14 protein-coding genes are annotated in these 16,523 nt (G+C 64.3%); 12 read left to right on the forward strand and 2 right to left on the reverse strand.

Annotation, left to right across the window (positions count from 1 at the left end):
- Positions 1-465: 465 nt before the first annotated feature.
- The gene (locus B4F51_RS14510) at positions 466-897 is read right to left on the reverse strand and encodes a lysozyme inhibitor LprI family protein (RefSeq protein ID WP_296226622.1); all 432 of its coding nucleotides are present in this window, start codon (positions 895-897) and stop codon (positions 466-468) included.
- A 188-nt stretch (positions 898-1,085) separates the two neighbouring features.
- Here B4F51_RS14510 and B4F51_RS14515 point away from each other — a divergent pair, with 188 nt between their 5' ends.
- The 12 genes from B4F51_RS14515 to B4F51_RS14570 all read left to right on the forward strand — a co-directional run bounded on the left by B4F51_RS14515 (position 1,086) and on the right by B4F51_RS14570 (position 15,676).
- Positions 1,086-2,099: an SGNH/GDSL hydrolase family protein gene (locus B4F51_RS14515; RefSeq protein ID WP_296226624.1), complete on the forward strand. Its 1,014-nt coding sequence runs from the start codon at positions 1,086-1,088 to the stop codon at positions 2,097-2,099.
- A 230-nt stretch (positions 2,100-2,329) separates the two neighbouring features.
- Positions 2,330-3,136 carry a TorF family putative porin gene (locus B4F51_RS14520; RefSeq protein ID WP_296226626.1) on the forward strand — a complete coding sequence of 269 codons (807 nt, stop codon included), beginning with the start codon at positions 2,330-2,332 and terminating at the stop codon, positions 3,134-3,136.
- Positions 3,137-3,175: 39 nt separating this feature from the next.
- Positions 3,176-3,301, forward strand: coding sequence for a hypothetical protein (locus B4F51_RS14525; RefSeq protein WP_296226628.1), 126 nt, complete (start codon positions 3,176-3,178; stop codon positions 3,299-3,301).
- Entirely contained in the window at positions 3,298-3,387 is a 90-nt protein-coding gene (gene kdpF / locus B4F51_RS14530) for a K(+)-transporting ATPase subunit F (protein WP_037026363.1), read from the forward strand. The genes B4F51_RS14525 and kdpF overlap by 4 nt, the downstream gene beginning before the upstream one ends.
- Positions 3,388-3,519: 132 nt before the next feature.
- A complete protein-coding gene (kdpA, locus tag B4F51_RS14535; RefSeq protein WP_296226630.1) occupies positions 3,520-5,292 on the forward strand; it encodes a potassium-transporting ATPase subunit KdpA in 1,773 nt (590 codons plus the stop codon).
- 40 nt (positions 5,293-5,332) lie between these two features.
- A complete protein-coding gene (gene kdpB, locus B4F51_RS14540) occupies positions 5,333-7,567 on the forward strand; it encodes a potassium-transporting ATPase subunit KdpB (RefSeq protein WP_296226631.1) in 2,235 nt (744 codons plus the stop codon).
- A 19-nt stretch (positions 7,568-7,586) separates the two neighbouring features.
- Positions 7,587-8,201, forward strand: coding sequence for a potassium-transporting ATPase subunit KdpC (kdpC, locus tag B4F51_RS14545; RefSeq protein ID WP_296226633.1), 615 nt, complete (start codon positions 7,587-7,589; stop codon positions 8,199-8,201).
- A 593-nt stretch (positions 8,202-8,794) separates the two neighbouring features.
- On the forward strand, positions 8,795-11,611 hold the full coding sequence (locus B4F51_RS14550) for a sensor histidine kinase (protein ID WP_296226634.1): 2,817 nt from the start codon (positions 8,795-8,797) through the stop codon (positions 11,609-11,611).
- A 135-nt stretch (positions 11,612-11,746) separates the two neighbouring features.
- The gene (locus B4F51_RS14555; RefSeq protein WP_296226635.1) at positions 11,747-12,553 is read left to right on the forward strand and encodes a MetQ/NlpA family ABC transporter substrate-binding protein; all 807 of its coding nucleotides are present in this window, start codon (positions 11,747-11,749) and stop codon (positions 12,551-12,553) included.
- A 912-nt stretch (positions 12,554-13,465) separates the two neighbouring features.
- Positions 13,466-14,680, forward strand: a complete 1,215-nt coding sequence (locus B4F51_RS14560; protein ID WP_296227082.1) for an EAL domain-containing response regulator — start codon at positions 13,466-13,468, stop codon at positions 14,678-14,680.
- A gap of 158 nt (positions 14,681-14,838) precedes the next feature.
- Positions 14,839-15,015 carry a hypothetical protein gene (locus B4F51_RS14565; RefSeq protein WP_296226637.1) on the forward strand — a complete coding sequence of 59 codons (177 nt, stop codon included), beginning with the start codon at positions 14,839-14,841 and terminating at the stop codon, positions 15,013-15,015.
- A 13-nt stretch (positions 15,016-15,028) separates the two neighbouring features.
- The gene (locus B4F51_RS14570) at positions 15,029-15,676 is read left to right on the forward strand and encodes a response regulator transcription factor (protein ID WP_296226639.1); all 648 of its coding nucleotides are present in this window, start codon (positions 15,029-15,031) and stop codon (positions 15,674-15,676) included.
- Positions 15,677-15,691: 15 nt separating this feature from the next.
- Here the strand turns inward: B4F51_RS14570 and B4F51_RS14575 are convergent, their stop codons facing one another.
- Positions 15,692-16,471 carry an aquaporin gene (locus B4F51_RS14575; protein WP_296226640.1) on the reverse strand — a complete coding sequence of 260 codons (780 nt, stop codon included), beginning with the start codon at positions 16,469-16,471 and terminating at the stop codon, positions 15,692-15,694.
- Positions 16,472-16,523: the final 52 nt, after the last annotated feature.

Genomic DNA, 16,523 nt, shown 5'->3' on the forward strand with positions numbered 1-16,523 from the left:
CACGAAATTACTGACAGGCCCCAGGATGCTTTTTGTATTTCATGGTGCAGAGGGTGCGCGCGAATGATGACGGTTCCAGGATGCGCTACCGAAAGCGAAAAGACGTGTTCAGGCGCTTTCTAAATCGAGCGATTCTTCTTCTGATCTGCCTGTTCGCGCTGAGCCTGGTTTCGATGTACGTGCAGGCCCATTGGTTAGGGGCTGTGAGCGGATGGGGCTTTGGGATGTTCGGTTTGACAAGCGTGGACCTCGTGCTGTTCGCCTTGTTCGCGTTTTGCGGGGCATATCTTGGTTATGCCCTGGCTAACGTTCGTCTGCCGGGAACAGCGAATAGGTAAGCCGATTGGACGGGAGCCTGCGCACTGGCTGCGTGCGACGTGCTGTGCGCAGGTCCCATGCCGATAGCCCCGGAGACAGCGGCGGAACCATCCGCAGATCAAGCCACCCTGCCACGTACCAAAGCGGTCATGTCGGTGACTCGCCACTCAACTGTTTTGCCCGTGCCAGATTCATTCCGATGACTGTCTGGTACGCGGCCAGCCCGCCCCCGTTGCCGGAGCCGTAGGACGTCATCACCCGCTTGCTCTCGGCATCGCGGAACGCCCGATACGCACGCGCCGCCTTGTCGAAAGCCTGGACGGGATGCATCGACCGGCTTCCCTCGCTGAGCTTTTCCAACTCAACCAACTCCGCACGCGCTTTCGCCTCCGCATGGGTCAACTCGATCTCCGATTGCTTGACGGCGGCGGGATAGCAATCCCGTTGCTCTGCGGTTGTGGTCTTCGCGTCGCACTGCTGGTAGAGCGCCTCGGCGGATGTTTCTGCAAACGCTGTCTGCGCGGTCGGCGCCATCAAGACAAACGTCATTGGGATCACTGCGAAATAGCGGTTGAGCATGGTGGTTGGATTCCTCGCGATTGCACTTGGCCCTCTTGGACATACGCCTAGTCAACATGTTCGCTTGCATTGGCGTTCCGGGCATCTTCTATGCTGAACGAAAGTGTCCATCGCAACAGCGATCGGCAGGCTGGCGATCCACTTGCCACGTGAACGCAACGACCCAGCCGACCGGCAAGGGAGGCGCCATGCAAGGAATCAATCACAAGGTTTGTGCAGTCATGCTTGCCGCGATGGTTGCGCTGCTGACGGCATGCGGCGGCGGCTCGGATAACGGTAGTAGCGCGGCTGCCCCGGCCGGCGGTATTCATCTGCAGGTCGTTTCGTTTGGCGATAGCCTGTCGGACGTCGGGACGTACGCGCCGATCGCGAGCGCGGTGGGCGGCGGGCGTTTCACGACCAACCCTGGGCAAGTGTGGACGCAAGACGTCGCGCAATACTACGGCGACGCGCTAAGGGCGGCGTTTACGATCGACTTCACGCATGCATTGACTGCGCAAGGCGGACTCGGCTACGCGGAAGGCGGTGCCACGGTGGCAACGCCCGCCAACCTGTACGACTTTCTGACCGACGTGATCGGCAACGTCGAGATGCCCGTCAATGAGCAGGTCTCCAGCTATCTGGCCACCAACGGGAGCTTCAACGCCAATCAACTGGTGCTGGTCTGGGCGGGCTCGAATGACGTGCTTCGCGCCGGGGCGTTGCCAGCCGCGGCGCCGATCGTGCAGACGGCTGCCACCACCCTCGCGCAAATCGTTGCGCAGATCATCCAGAACGGCGCCACGCATGTTGTGGTGGTCAATGTCCCGAACGTTGGGCTATCGCCCAAAGGCGTGACCTCGGGCGATGGCGGGGCCAACCTGACCCAGTTGTCGCAAATATTCAATGACAGCCTGAACGCTGCCCTGCAGGCCAACGGCGTGCAGGGCAAGGTCATCCAGGTCGATTCCTATACCTGGGTGAACCAGATCGTCGCGAGCTTTCAGGCCAACGGCTTTGTCGTGTCAAACACCAGTGTCGCCTGCGACCCCGCGAAAACGCCTCGTGCGACGGCCTTGCTATGTTCGCCGGCGACCTACGTGACGGCCAACGCCGATCAGACGTACATGTTTGCCGACAACCTGCATCCGACAACGCGCATGCACAGCCTGTTCGCCCAATTCGTGGAACAGCAGATCGCCAAGAGCGGTCTTGGCCACTGAGCCTGCGAATCAAGCGACCACTCGTCGGCCGGCAGCCTCTTGCCGGAGCCACCGTTTACACGGCGTTTACACTCCTCCCCCCAACCTTTACCCCGTTTTTACCCCCCTTTCCTTAATGTTGCAGTGCACGCAGGCCCACTGACGGGAGCCCGCGTGCACGCCGCATCCGGCCCCAGTCGGGCGCATGTGCGCCGGGTCGGGCGGCATCTACAAAAAACAAGGGAAAGGTCATGCAAGCCAAGCAGGTTTCTTTGCGCGCCACCATCGTCGGTGGCGTTGTCGTTTCCGCAGCGATCTGTGCCGCAGCACTCTCCAGCGCGGCCGCTTATGCGCAATCCACCGATGCCGCGCCCGCCGCTGCGCCCGCCAGTCCGCTGACGGCCAACGTCACGCTGGCCAGCCAGTACCGCTATCGCGGCATCATGCAAACCAACAACAAGCCCGCGATCCAGGGCGGCTTCGATTACGCATTGCCGGCCGGTTTCTACGTCGGCAACTGGAACTCGTCGATCAGTTGGCTGGGGGATTCCAACCCCAACGTCTCCGCCCCCATCGAGATGGATTTCTACGGCGGCTACAAGACCGAGCTGATGAAGGACGTGCCCATTGATGTGGGCGTGCTGCAGTACTGGTATCCCGGCAGCTACCCCGATGACTACACCCGCCCGCATACCACCGAGGGCTATGCACAGATCGGCTATGGCCCGGTCACGTTCAAGTACTCGCACGCGTTTTCCAACCTGTTCGGCTTTGCCGACAGCCATCACAGCCAGTACTTCGACCTCTCGGGCAACTTCGACACCGGTTTCTGGGGCCTGACGCTGAACCTGCACGTGGGTTACCAGCAAGTGCCGCATCAAGCGGTGCGCACGTCCTATGCCGACTGGAAAGTGGGCGTGACCAAGGACTTCGGCAGCGGCTGGACGGCTTCCTTGTCCTACATCGACACGAATGCATCGCGTCTGGCCTATACCAATACGCGCGGCAGCTATATGGGCAAGGCCACGGCGCTGCTGGCCGTGACCAAGACGTTCTGATCATTACCACCCGAACCTGAAACAGAAAGGGGAGCGCACATGGACTTCGTTTATCTCGCCGGCCTCGCGCTGCTGGCCTTGGCAGTGGGCGGGCTGCTTGCTCTCTCCGCCCGGCTCGCCACGCGCGACCAGCCGACCACGCACGCCATGGAGAAAAAGCAATGACCTGGCTCTATGTCCTGTCCGGGGCCATCACCGTGGCCTTGCTCGTGTACTTGTTCGTGGCCCTGCTGTGGCCGGAACGTTTCTAAAACGCGAGCAAAGCGATTCTGGCGGTCCGGCGTCGCCTTGCCGTACCACTTGTACTGTCTGCGGCGCCGCCAAACCACCAGAACCGCTGCGCTTCGCTTTGATCGCGTTTTCAATTTGATTCGAGGCACACCATGAATGCGTTCCTCCTCCAGCTGGCGATCTATCTGGTCGTGCTGCTGGTCCTGGCCAAACCGCTGGGGTCCTACATGGCCGGCGTGTTTGGCGACAAGCCTTCACGCGCACACTGGCTCGGGCCCATCGAGCGCCTGTTCTATCGCATTGCCGGCGTCAACACGCAGGCCGAGATGGGCTGGAAGCACTATGCGCTGGCGGTCATCGTCGTCAACCTGCTGGGCGCGCTGGCGGTCTACGCGCTGCAACGTCTGCAGCAGTGGCTGCCGCTCAACCCGCAGGGCTTTGGTGCGGTGTCGCCCGATTCTTCGTTCAACACGGCCATCAGCTTTGTCGCCAACACCAACTGGCAGGGCTATTCGGGCGAAAGCACGATGAGCTATCTCACACAGATGCTCGGGCTGGCCGTGCAGAATTTCTTGTCTGCCGCCACCGGCATTGCCGTGGTGATTGCGCTCATCCGCGGTTTTGCGCGCCACTCGGCCAACACCATCGGCAACTTCTGGGTCGACTTCACGCGCGCCACGGTGTACGTGCTGCTGCCGCTGTCGATTCTGGTGTCGGTGTTTTTCGTAAGCCAGGGCGTGATCCAGAACTTCGATGGCTACAAGGAGGTGACCACCGTCACGGCCACCACGTATGACAACCCGAAGATGGATGCCCAGGGCAACCCGCTCAAGGATGCCCAGGGCAACCCCGTGACGGAAAAGGCCACCACGCAGACGCAGACCCTGCCGATGGGCCCGGTTGCGTCGCAAGAGGCGATCAAGATGCTGGGCACCAACGGTGGCGGCTTCTTCAACGCCAACTCGGCGCACCCGTACGAGAACCCGAACGCGCTGACCAACTTTGTGCAGATGCTGGCCATCTTCATCATTCCGGCCGCGCTGTGCTTCACGTTCGGGGTGATGGTGGGCGACCGCCGCCAGGGCTGGGCGGTGTTGGCCGCCATGGCGATCCTGTTTGCGGTGCTGGCCACGTTCTTGATGTGGGCGGAGCTGCATGCCAACCCCATGCTCGCCAACCTCGGCATCGATCAGGCTGTGGGCAACATGGAGGGCAAGGAAACGCGCTTCGGCATCGTGGCCTCGTCGCTGTTTGCCACCGTCACCACGGCAGCATCGTGCGGTGCGGTCAATGCCATGCATGACTCGCTCACCGCACTGGGCGGCTTCGTGCCGATGTTCCTGATGCAACTGGGCGAAGTGGTGTTTGGCGGTGTGGGCTCGGGCCTGTACGGCATGCTGGTGTACGCCATCCTGGCCGTGTTCATTGCGGGCCTGATGATCGGCCGCACGCCGGAATACCTCGGCAAAAAGATCGAGGTGTTCGAGATGAAGATGACCTCCATCGCCATTCTCGTCACGCCGCTGCTGGTGCTGGTCGGTACCGCCGTGGCTGTGGTGATGGCGCAGGGCAAGGCGGGCATCTTCAACCCGGGCACGCACGGCTTCTCGGAAGTGCTGTACGCCTTCTCGTCGGCCTCCAATAACAACGGCAGCGCGTTTGCGGGCCTGTCGGCCAACACGCCGTTCTACAACGTGGCGCTGGGCATCTGCATGTGGCTGGGTCGCTTCTGGATCATCGTGCCGGTGCTGGCCATGGCCGGAACCTTCGCCAACAAGAAGCGCCTGCCGGTGACCGTCGGCACGCTGCCCACGCACGGCCCGCTGTTTGTCGTGCTGTTGATCGGCTCGGTGCTGCTGGTGGGTGCGCTCACCTACATCCCGGCTCTCGCACTCGGCCCCATTGCCGAGCATCTCGCACGCTAAGCGCACGGCGAGTCGTCTACCCAATATCAACAGGTGCCTTATGGCTATCCGTTATCCCGAATCCGAACCTGCTGTGCGTACGGTCAAGCACAAGCTTGAGCCCAGCGCCGGTGCCGTCAGTCCCGCTGCCGAGCCGCAGGCGCGCAGCACGCATACCACGCATACGGCGCTGTCCGCCAAGGAGGTGCGCAAGCTGTCGATGTTCTCGGCGGCGCTGGTCAAGCCTGCCATTGTCGATAGCTTCCGCAAGCTCACGCCCGCCGCGCAGGCCAAGAACCCGGTGATGTTTGTCGTCTATATCGGCAGCATCCTCACCACCATTCTGTGGATCATGGCCCTGCGCGGCCAGGCTGAAGCGCCTGCCGGCTTCATCCTCGCTGTGTCGGTGTGGCTGTGGTTCACGGTGCTGTTTGCGAACTTTGCCGAGGCGCTGGCCGAGGGCCGCAGCAAGCAGCAGGCGGCATCGCTGCGCGGCATCAAGACCACTGTGCAGGCCAAGGTGCTGGCCGACGCGCGCCGTCGTGACCGCGTGGAAGCGCGCGCCGCCACTGCGCTGCGCCGTGGCGACATCGTTCTCATCGAAGCCGGCGACATGGTCCCCGGCGACGGCGAGGTGATCGAAGGCGTGGCCTCGGTGGATGAAAGCGCCATCACGGGTGAATCGGCTCCGGTCATCCGCGAGTCGGGCGGCGACTTCTCGTCGGTCACGGGCGGCACGCGCGTGCTGTCGGACTGGATCATCGTGCGTATCACCGCCAACCCGGGCGAGAGCTTCCTTGATCGCATGATCTCGATGGTGGAAGGCGCCAAGCGCCAGAAGACCCCCAACGAGCTGGCGCTGACCATTCTGCTGGTGAGCCTGACCATCATCCTGATGCTGGCAACCGTCACGCTGCTGCCGTACTCGCTGTTCTCGGTCGAAGCCATGAAGGCCGGCAGCCCCATCACCATTACCGTGCTGGTGGCGCTGCTGGTGTGCCTGATCCCAACCACCATCGGCGGGCTGCTGTCGGCGATTGGCGTGGCGGGCATGAGCCGCATGATGCAGGCCAACGTGATCGCCACTTCCGGCCGCGCCGTGGAAGCTGCCGGTGACGTGGATGTGCTGCTGCTCGACAAGACCGGCACCATCACGCACGGCAACCGTCAGGCTTCGCGCTTCATTCCCGCGCCGGGCGTGACGCCCAAGGCGCTGGCCGAAGCCGCGTGGCTGTCGTCGCTGGCCGATGAGACGCCGGAAGGCCGCAGCATCGTGACGCTGGCGCGCCAACTGGGCGAGGCTTCCATTGATGAAGCCGCGCTCGCCAAGACGCAGCCGGTGTACGTCGCCTTCTCTGCGCAGACGCGCATGAGCGGTATCAACCTCGGTTCCCACACCTTGCTCGACGGTCAGGATCGCCAGATCCGCAAGGGCGCAGCCGATGCCATCCGCACGCACGTGACGGTGCTGGCTGGCAAATTCCCGGACGCTGTTTCCGCTGCTGTGGATGACGTGGCACGCAAGGGCGGCACGCCGCTGGTGGTGTCCGACAACGAACGCGTGCTGGGCGTGGTGGAACTGAAGGACATCGTCAAGGCCGGCATCCGCGAGCGCTTTGCCGAGCTGCGCCACATGGGCATCAAGACGGTGATGATCACCGGCGACAACCGCCTGACCGCGGCTTCCATCGCCGCCGAGGCCGGCGTCGACGACTTCATCGCCGAGGCCACGCCGGAGACCAAGCTCGCGCTCATCCGCGAGCAACAGGCGCAAGGCCGCCTCGTCGCCATGACCGGTGACGGCACCAACGACGCCCCGGCGCTGGCGCAGGCCGACGTGGCCGTCGCCATGAACAGCGGCACGCAGGCCGCCAAGGAGGCCGGCAACATGGTCGACCTGGATTCCAGCCCGACCAAGCTGATCCAGATCGTCGAGATCGGCAAGCAGATGCTGATGACGCGCGGCTCGCTCACCACGTTCTCGATCGCCAATGACGTGGCCAAGTACTTCGCCATTATCCCGGCGGCGTTTGCGACCACGTATCCGCAGCTTGCGGCGCTCAACGTGATGCACCTGGCCACGCCGGCATCGGCCGTGATGAGCGCGGTGATCTTCAACGCGCTGATCATCGTGTTCCTGATTCCGCTGGCGCTCAAGGGCGTGAAGTACCGCCCGCTCGGCGCGGCCACGCTGCTGCGTCGCAACCTGTTGATCTACGGTCTGGGCGGCCTGCTGCTGCCGTTCCCGGGCATCAAGGTCATCGACATGTTCCTGGCCGCAATGGGCTGGGTGTAAGACGAGCAAGGAGAACAACATGGCAACCACGACACAACCCACGCAAGCCGAAGTGCCGCAACAAGGCGGTCTGCTGCGCGCGGTGCTGGTGGTCTTCGTCGGGCTGTCGCTCATTACCGGCGTGCTGTATCCGGTGGTGGTGACGGGCATCGGCAAGACAGTGTTTCCGGCGCAGGCCGGGGGCTCGATCATTGAGCGCAACGGCAAGGCGGTCGGCTCGTCGTTGATCGGGCAGAACTTTGAGTCGCCGCAGTATTTCTGGGGGCGTATCTCGGCCACCTCGCCTAATCCGTATAACGCGCAAGCATCGGGTGGCTCCAACCTGGGCCCAAGCAATCCGGCGCTGACCGATGCCGCCAAGGCGCGCATTGCAGCGCTCAAGGAGGCTGATCCGACCAATACCGCGCCGATTCCGGCCGGCCTCGTGACCGCTTCCGGCAGTGGCCTGGACCCGCAGATCAGCCCTGCTGCTGCGGCGTATCAGGTTGAGCGTGTTGCGCGTGCTCGGCACCTGCCGGTGGAGATGGTTCGGAAGGTGGTTGCCGAGAACACCAAGGGGCCGATGCTGGGGGTGTTTGGGGAGGCGACGGTTAATGTGCTGGAGCTGAATCTGGCGTTGGATGATTTGAAGTGAGGCGGGTGGACCACCGGGCTTTTTGTTGGTGGTCCATCCCCCTTTCGTGCCCTGCCGGGCCCGACTCACTTTTCTTTGTCTTGCCAAAGAAAGTAAGCAAAAGAAAGGCGCGCCCGAGATGGCGACACCCTCCTTGAATTTTCATAACCGGGCGGAGAAGGAGGCAAACTCGCTGCGCTCAAACAGCCTCCTTCTTTTTTCCGCCCGCTTACGAAAATTCAAGGCGCCATCAAGGGCAGGAACGTCAAAGGCCAAACCGATGGCGTGCGGAAGCGAGCGGCCGGGATGGGGCGCGACGAACGGTTAATGCGCGTGACGAAGTCGTGCGCTGGCAAAAGACGGTTTGTCTTTCACTGCCCTAGATGGCGCCTTGGATTTGTGTTGCGGGGAGGAAAAAGAAGGGAGGCTTGTTTGAGCGCAGCGAGTTTGCCTCCCTTCCCTCCCCGCGACAAAAATCCAAGGGGAAGTCGCCATCTCGGGCGCGCCTTTCTTTGCTTACTTTCTTTGGCAAGACAAAGAAAGTGAGTCAGCCCCGGCAGGGGATGAAACAGGGGATGGACCACAAGGGCCAAAAACCCACCAAAATACAGCGCATGCAGGCAACCCAGCGCCCCAACCCAGACCAACTCCTGGCCGAACTCCAATCCGACCAGGAGCACGCCTCCCGCGGCAAACTGCGCATCTATTTCGGCGCATCCGCAGGTGTGGGGAAGACCTACGCCATGCTCTCCGCAGCGAAGGCCGCCCGCGCCCAAGGCATTGACGTCGTCATCGGCCTGGTCGAAACCCACGGCCGCGCCGAAACGGCCGCGCTGGTCGCCGCTCTCGAACACCTTCCCACCCGCCAGATCGAATACAAGGGCCGCAGCCTTCCCGAGTTCAACCTCGACGCCGCGCTCGCGCGTAAGCCCGCGCTCATCCTCGTCGACGAACTTGCGCACTCCAACGTGGCCGGCTCGCGCCACCCCAAGCGCTGGCAGGACATTGAAGACCTCCTGGCCGCCGGTATCGACGTCTGGACCACCGTCAACGTCCAGCACCTCGACAGCCTGAACGAGGCGGTGGGCAGCATCACCGGCGTCCGCGTGTGGGAGACCGTGCCCGATGCGGTGTTCGATGCCGCCACCGAAGTCATCCTCGTCGACCTGCCCGCCGATGAACTGCTGCGCCGCCTGGCTGAGGGCAAGGTCTACATGCCCGAGCAGGCGCAGCATGCCGCGCGCAACTTCTTCCGCAAGGGCAACCTCATTGCCCTGCGCGAACTTGCCCTGCGCCGCACCGCCGACCGCGTGGACGACGACGTGCAGGCCTACCGGCGCGCGCGCCGCATCGAAAACGTCTGGCGCACACGCGAGAGCATCGTCGCGTGCCTGGACCCGCAGGGCGACGGCGAGCAGGTCATCCGCAGCGCTGCGCGCCTGGCCGCGCAACTGGAATGCGATTGGCACGCCGTGGCGGTGGTGATGCCCCATCTGCGCGCCGCCGATGCGCGCGCCGAGCGCCTGCACGCGTTGCTCAAGCTGGCCGAAGACGCCGGTGCCAAGGTGGAGACGCTGGCCGGCACGAACGCCGTTGAGGCGATCACCGGTTACATCCGCCGCCACAACATCACCAAGGCCGTCATCGGGCGGCCGCCGGAGAAGCGCTGGCGTTCGGCGCGCGCCATCGTCGTGGCGCTGCGGCTGACGATCGGGCTGGAGCGCCGCCTGCCGAGCGGCGATTTTGCCGAATCCCTGGCGCGGCATTGCCCCGAGGTGGATGTGATCCGCGCCGCGGCTGACCCCGCGCGCACGCAGCTCACGCCGCGCGCCGCCGAGATCGGCCGTGCCGACGTGCGCACCGAGGTCGAACGCGCCGCCGATGCGGAGATCGGTTGGCTGACGCCGGGCTACCTGGCTGCGTGCGTATATGTGGGCATTGCGACCGCGCTGTCGAGCCTCGTGCGACCGGTGTTCGATCTCGCCAACATCGTCATGTTGTTCCTGGCTGCCGTGGTGGCGGTGGCGATGCGCCACGGGCGCGGGCCGGCAGCGTTGGCCTCGGTGCTGTCGGTGGCGCTGTTCGATTTTTTCTTCGTGCCACCGCGCTACTCGTTTGCCGTGAGCGACGTGCAGTACCTGCTGACTTTCGCGGTGATGCTGGCGGTGGGCATGCTGGTCGGCCAGCTCACGGCGGGACTGCGCGAGCAGGCCGAGGCGGCCGTGCAGCGAGAGGCTGCTGCGCGTGCGCTGTATGAGGCCGCACGCGAGTTGTCCGCTGCGCTCACGCTGGACCAGATCGTCAGCATCGGCGGGCGCTTCGTCAACGCAACGTTCGGCGGGCGCTGCGCGTTCTTCTTCGTTGGGGCGGACGGGCGCCTGGGCGCGCCGCAGATCGCCAAGCCCGATGGCGCGGCGGATGCCCCCTCGGGCATGCCCAACCTCGATCGCGTGCTGGCCGACTGGACGTATCAACACGGCCAGCCCGCCGGCACCGGTACGCACACGCTGCCCTCGGGCTCGGTGCTGTACCTGCCGCTGAAGGCGCCGATGGCGATTCGCGGTGTGCTGGCGGTGGAGCCCGAGACCTTCCAGGTGCTGGCCCAGCCTGACAACCGCCGCCAGATCGACGCCTGCGCCACCCTCATTGCCATTGCCATCGAGCGCGTGCACTACGTCGAGATCGCGCAGGACGCGCTGGTGCGCATCGAGTCTGAACGGCTGCGCAATTCGCTGCTGTCGGCCGTGTCGCATGATTTGCGCACGCCGCTCACTGGGCTGGTGGGGATGGCCGAGACGCTCACGCGCACGCAGCCGCCCCTGTCACCTTTGCAGGCCGAAGCCGCCGCCGCCATCGGCGAGCAGGCGCGGCGCATGCGCGCGATGGTCACCAACCTGCTCGACATGGCGCGCCTGCAAAACCGCGAGATCAAGCTGCGGCTGGAGTGGCAGTCGCTCGAAGAGCTGATTGGCGCGGCGTTGCAGGCGATTCCGCTGCCCCATCATCGCGTGGTGGTGGACGACCTGGCCGAACTGCCGCTGGTGCGCTGCGACGGGCCGCTCATGGAGCGCGTGCTGTCCAACCTGCTGGAGAACGCCGGCAAGTTCGCCCCTGAGGGTACCGAGGTGCGCGTCTCGGCGGCGATCGTGCAAGACGAGAAGCGCGGCCAGGAGTTGCGCGTGCGCCTGCGCGACCACGGCCCCGGTGTGCCGGTCGGCTCCCAGCGCATCATCTTCGAGAAGTTCACTCGCGGCGAGAAGGAATCGGCGACGACCGGCGTCGGCTTGGGCCTGGCCGTGTGCGAGGCCATCGTCAGCGCGCACAACGGCCGCATCTGGGTCGAGACGCCGGCTGACGGCGGCGCGTGCTTCGTGGTCGCCCTGCCCGCCGCCGAGCCACCGCCCGTGGAGGCGGATGAGGCCAACGCTTGACCCTGCACCGCCATGGGGCATATGGACATGCCGAAAATGTCGTTCAGTCGCGCTCGCCCGTATGACAGGATCACGTCACACCGCCCGCTACCCGCGGGCGGATTTCATTCACGACAAGATCCACGAGGTTTCTCCATGTCTCTGTTCTCCCGCCTTGCGCGCGTGGCCCTGCCGGCCGTTGCGTTTGCCATTGCCTCCGGCGCCCACGCCGACAACAAGCAGATCAAGCTCGGCACCATGAGCGGCCCCGATGCGCAAATCTGGGAAGTCGTGCAGAAGGTCGCCAAGAAGGACGGCCTGGACATCAAGATCATCGAGTTCAACGATTACGCCCAGCCCAACCCCGCGCTCGACTCCGGCGACCTGGACGCCAACGGCTTCCAGCACCAACCCTTCCTCGACAGCCAGATCAAGGCGCGCGGCTACAAGATCGTCAACGTGGGCCTGACCTACGTGGCGCCGATGGGTTTCTACTCGAAGAAGATCAAATCGTTTGCCCAGCTCAAGGAAGGCGCCAAGGTCGGCATTCAGAACGACCCGTCCAACGGCAACCGCGCCTTGCTGCTGCTGCAGAAGGCGGGCGTGATCAAGCTTAAGGCGGGTGTGGGCACGAATGGCACCAACGCCACCCTGCGTGACGTGGTCGAGAACCCGAAGAAGATCAAGCTGATCGAGCTGGATTCGGCCCAACTGCCGCGCTCGCTGGAGGATCTGGACGTCGCTTCCATCAACACCGACTACGCGGTCAAGAACGGTCTGACGCCCACCAAGGATGCGATCGCGCTGGAAGACCGCCAGGGCCCGTACGCCAACCTGATCGCCGTGCGCGAGAAAGACAAGAACCAGCCGTGGGTGAAGGCGCTGGTGCACGCCTACCAGTCCGAGGAAGTCCGCAAGTTCCTTGACACGCAGTTCAAGGGCGCGATTCTGCCGGCGTTTTAATGCCGCCTAAAAAAGTAAGCGAATACTTTCTCGGAAGGCTTGGTACTGAATCACGGCGCGCGGTGGGAAACATGACATTCCCGGCGCGCCGCACCGTTTGTTGCGTTGCGTCATCCTGTGACAGTTGCAATCGTTTCCGTCACCCGTGGCGCCTTGACAACGCGTTGCTGCATTACGTAGTTCTACCTTATTGCAATGCAACAAACGATTCGCTATAGTAGGAACTGTCTCCTCCACCCTCCTTGGTGGATTGTGGCCCGAGCACCTGGTGCTCGGGCTTTTTTCTTTGGCGTTCGCCACCCTCCCCCATTCGGGCTACCTTGCTTTCCTGCCGGTTCCGGCTACGCTGATTTCCTCAGGTTCGGTCATTGCGGCGTTGCCCGATAGCAACGAGCACTTTTTTCAAGCATCCGATTCAGCCCGCGACCGTGCCGCAGGCCCCGCTTGTCGGATCGCCGCATTGGAAGCGTCTCTTGGATCGCATCGCCGATCTGATTTGTGCGTAACCGTGCGCTTTCTGCCGCCAACATCGCGGAATTGCGTCAGCCTTTGTCCTACAGGCGATTCGGCGAACCCCGGACAGTCTGCGGGAGTCCCCTTCACTAAAATTCACCTTGCTCTCTCTTTAGAGAGCACTCCCCCCCTTTTGAGCCCGCCCCTGTTGCGGGCTTCATTTTTTTAGGGCACGATTTCCTCCATCCCGTCGCCGCCGACACCGGCGCCGGAAGCTCAAAAGGTTGGGGGAATCGCTCAAAGCCCGCGCAGTTGAAAAGCTGCGCGGGCTTTGTTTTTTCCGGCGCCGGCGCCTGACAAGCGGTGCGCACGGTGCTTCAATGACTGCACGCGGCAGATGCGTGCATGGCGCAAACAGGATGCGCCATGCCCCATACGAACAACAACAAGGACTGGCCGATGGAAGGTTTCGCGCAACTCGCCGTGCTGGTGGTGGACGATCACCCTGTGCAACGGGCGGCCGCCCGGCAGTTGCTGCACACGCTCGGCGTGCAGCAGATCCTGACCGCCTGCGACGGCCGCGAGGCGCTCTACCTGCTTCAGCTCTGCCACGTCGACCTTGTGCTGTGCGATATCGATATGCCCGGCATGAACGGCCCTGAACTGATGGAGCAAATGCTGCTGCGCGACGGCCAGATATTCCCGCGACAGGCGCCGGTATGGGCGTGGGTCAGTGCGATGGACGCGCCGATTGTCGAGTCGCACGTGAGCCTGGCCGATGCGATCGGTCTTGCGTACGCGCATGGCCTGCAGAAGCCGCTGCGCCCCGCGCACGTGTTGCCGCTGCTGCAGGAGGCCGCAGCGCGGGACGATGATCCTGCGCCCGCCAACCCGGCCAGCCCGCCGCAGTTCTCCGATGATGAGCTCGCCGCGCTGATCCATGAGACGCCCGAGCAGATCGAGGTGATGCTGCAGCCCCAGCACGATCTCGCCAGCAACCAGATTGCCGGCGCCGAGGCGCTGTGCCGATGGATGCATCCGGTGCATGGGCGTGTGTCGCCCGCCGCGTTCGTGCCACGCCTGGAGGCACTGGGCCTGGCAGACGGCCTGTTCTTCCATGTGCTGGAGCATTGCGTGCGCGTGCAGCACGCGCTGGCCGCACATGCGCATTCCGTGCCGATCGGCGTGAATGCCTCCGCGCAGACGCTCAGCCGCCGGGGCACCATCGAGCGCATCGAGGCCATCGTGCGCGCGTCGCGCGTCGCGCCGGCCTCCATCGCCATCGAGCTGACCGAGGATTCACCGGTGCCCGACGCCACGCAACTGACCATCGCGCTCAACCGCCTGCGCCTGCTGGGGCATCCCTTGGCCATCGATGACTTTGGCGTCGGCATCGCTACGCTCAAGCTGCTGGCCGACTTGCCCTTCTCGATCCTCAAGATCGACCGCTCGTTTACGGCGGCCGTCAACCAGACCAGCCAGCGCGGCGTGATCTGCCGCACCATGATCGAACTGGCGCGCACGCTGCATCTCGAATGCGTTGCTGAAGGGGTGGAAACCGATGCGCAGCGCCAGACATTGCGCGCATTGGGGTGTGCCGTCGGGCAGGGCTACCTGTGGGCGGCGCCGCTGTCGACCACGGCGTTTCTGGCGCATGTGCAGGCGGCGGCGTAGCTGCCGAATGTGGCAACGGTGTTCAGTTTCTTTCAGTCCTGATTGAAACAGCTTCTGCCCCGAAAGGTTACAGAGCATCCAAAGTAAGAAAAGTCTGATCCCTTTGGGTATCTCGGCTGGGTATGGTTGCCTGCACTGTTTTGCAGGTTCCCCTATCCATGACGACTCCGATCCATCCCATTCCGCCGGCGCGCGCCAAGCTGGACGCGCCATCCCAGGCGATGCTGCGCTCGCAGATCGACTGCACCTTCTTCGCGCTCCCTCGGCCGCGCCGCGCGCAGATCGACGATTGGCGACGGCGCATGCGGGACACCACGCAGCCTGCGCTGACTTGATCGCGCGCATCGCATGTCACCTTTCCTGTCGATCGTCGCGGCAGACGATCATCCCGTGATCTTGATGGGGCTGACGGCTGCCATTTCGCAATTTTCCAAGCAGCGTGTCGTTGCGCAAGCGCACGACGGGCGCGAACTGATGCAGGTGCTCGACCATATCGATTGCGACGTCGTCGTGACCGACTATTGCCTGAACGGGGACCCGCGGTTCGACGGCATGCAATTGCTGGGGCGCTTGCGCAAACGCCATCCGAAGCGCGCGATCGTGGTCTGTACGATGGTCCAAAACCCGGCCCTGCTGCGTGCCATGCGGCAGATCGGCGTGGCGGGCATCGTTAGCAAGAGTGACGACCTGATCCATGTCGGCCACGCCATCGAGGCGGCCACCCGTGGTCTGCACTACTTCAGCCCGTGCATTCTGGTGGATGGTGGCCTTGACCCCAACGAGCGCGACGTGCTCCAGACCCTGAGCGCCCGCGAGCGCGAGGTCGTTCGCCTCTATGCCAGCGGCTTGGCCGTGTCGGAAATCGCGCGCAAGCTCGGTTCAAGCATCAAAACGGTCAGCACCCAGAAGACCTCGGCACTGCGCAAGCTGGGGCTGGCCCGCGAGACCGATCTTTTCCAGTATGCGCGCACCAGCGGACTGTCTTCGATCCCCTGAGGGCGGAGCCGCGCGTCAGCCGATCCGGTGGCGCGTCGGCATGGGCAGCGTCTGTGCCGCTGGCGCCGCAAGCGGACGTGGTGCGTCTGCCGCGCCGCCTGCCATCAGCCAAATGAACAACGGCGTCGCGACCAGCGCGCCGGCCAGTTGCGCCAGCATGTAACCCAGCACGTCGCCGGGGCGGATGCCGGAGGGGCCGTCGGTCAGCGCGCAGGCCAGCGTCAGCGCCGGGTTGGCCAGCGACGACGATGCCGTGAACCAATACCCCGCCGCGATGTAGGCGGCCACCGCCAGCGGCAACTGCTTTGGCGCGTGCCGGCCGCAGGCGATGCCGACGGCCATCAACCCGAACGTTGCCAGCGCCTCGCTCCACCACAGCGCCGGGCCGGTCGTGACATGCGTGCCTGCCGACCATGCCGGCATGCCGTACATCGCATGCACCGCGGCCACGCCGAGCGCCGCCCCCACCCCCTGCACGATCACGTAGGCCAGCGCCTCGCGCCAGCGCAGGCGCCCCTGCAGCGCGGCCGACAGCGTGACGGCCGGGTTCAGGTGCGCCCCCGACACTGGCCCGAACGCCGTCAGCAGCGCGCACAGCCCCGCCCCACCCGCCAGCGATTGCGCCAGCAGCGTCCACGTGGCATCGCCACCGGAGAGGCGATGTGCGTGAATGCCCGCGCCGATCACCACGGCAATCAACAAGGCTGTCCCCACCGCTTCTGCAGCGATGCGGCGGCCCAAGGAGACCGAAGGCGAGGTGGCGGGCGCAGCGCGAAGCGGAGAGACGGTGGCCATGCGGGAGCGGAGTGCGGACGATGCAAGGTGCATCGCGCGGGAGTGTGAGACC

This window comes from Ralstonia sp. UBA689, assembly GCF_002298975.1.
GTDB lineage: Bacteria > Pseudomonadota > Gammaproteobacteria > Burkholderiales > Burkholderiaceae > Ralstonia.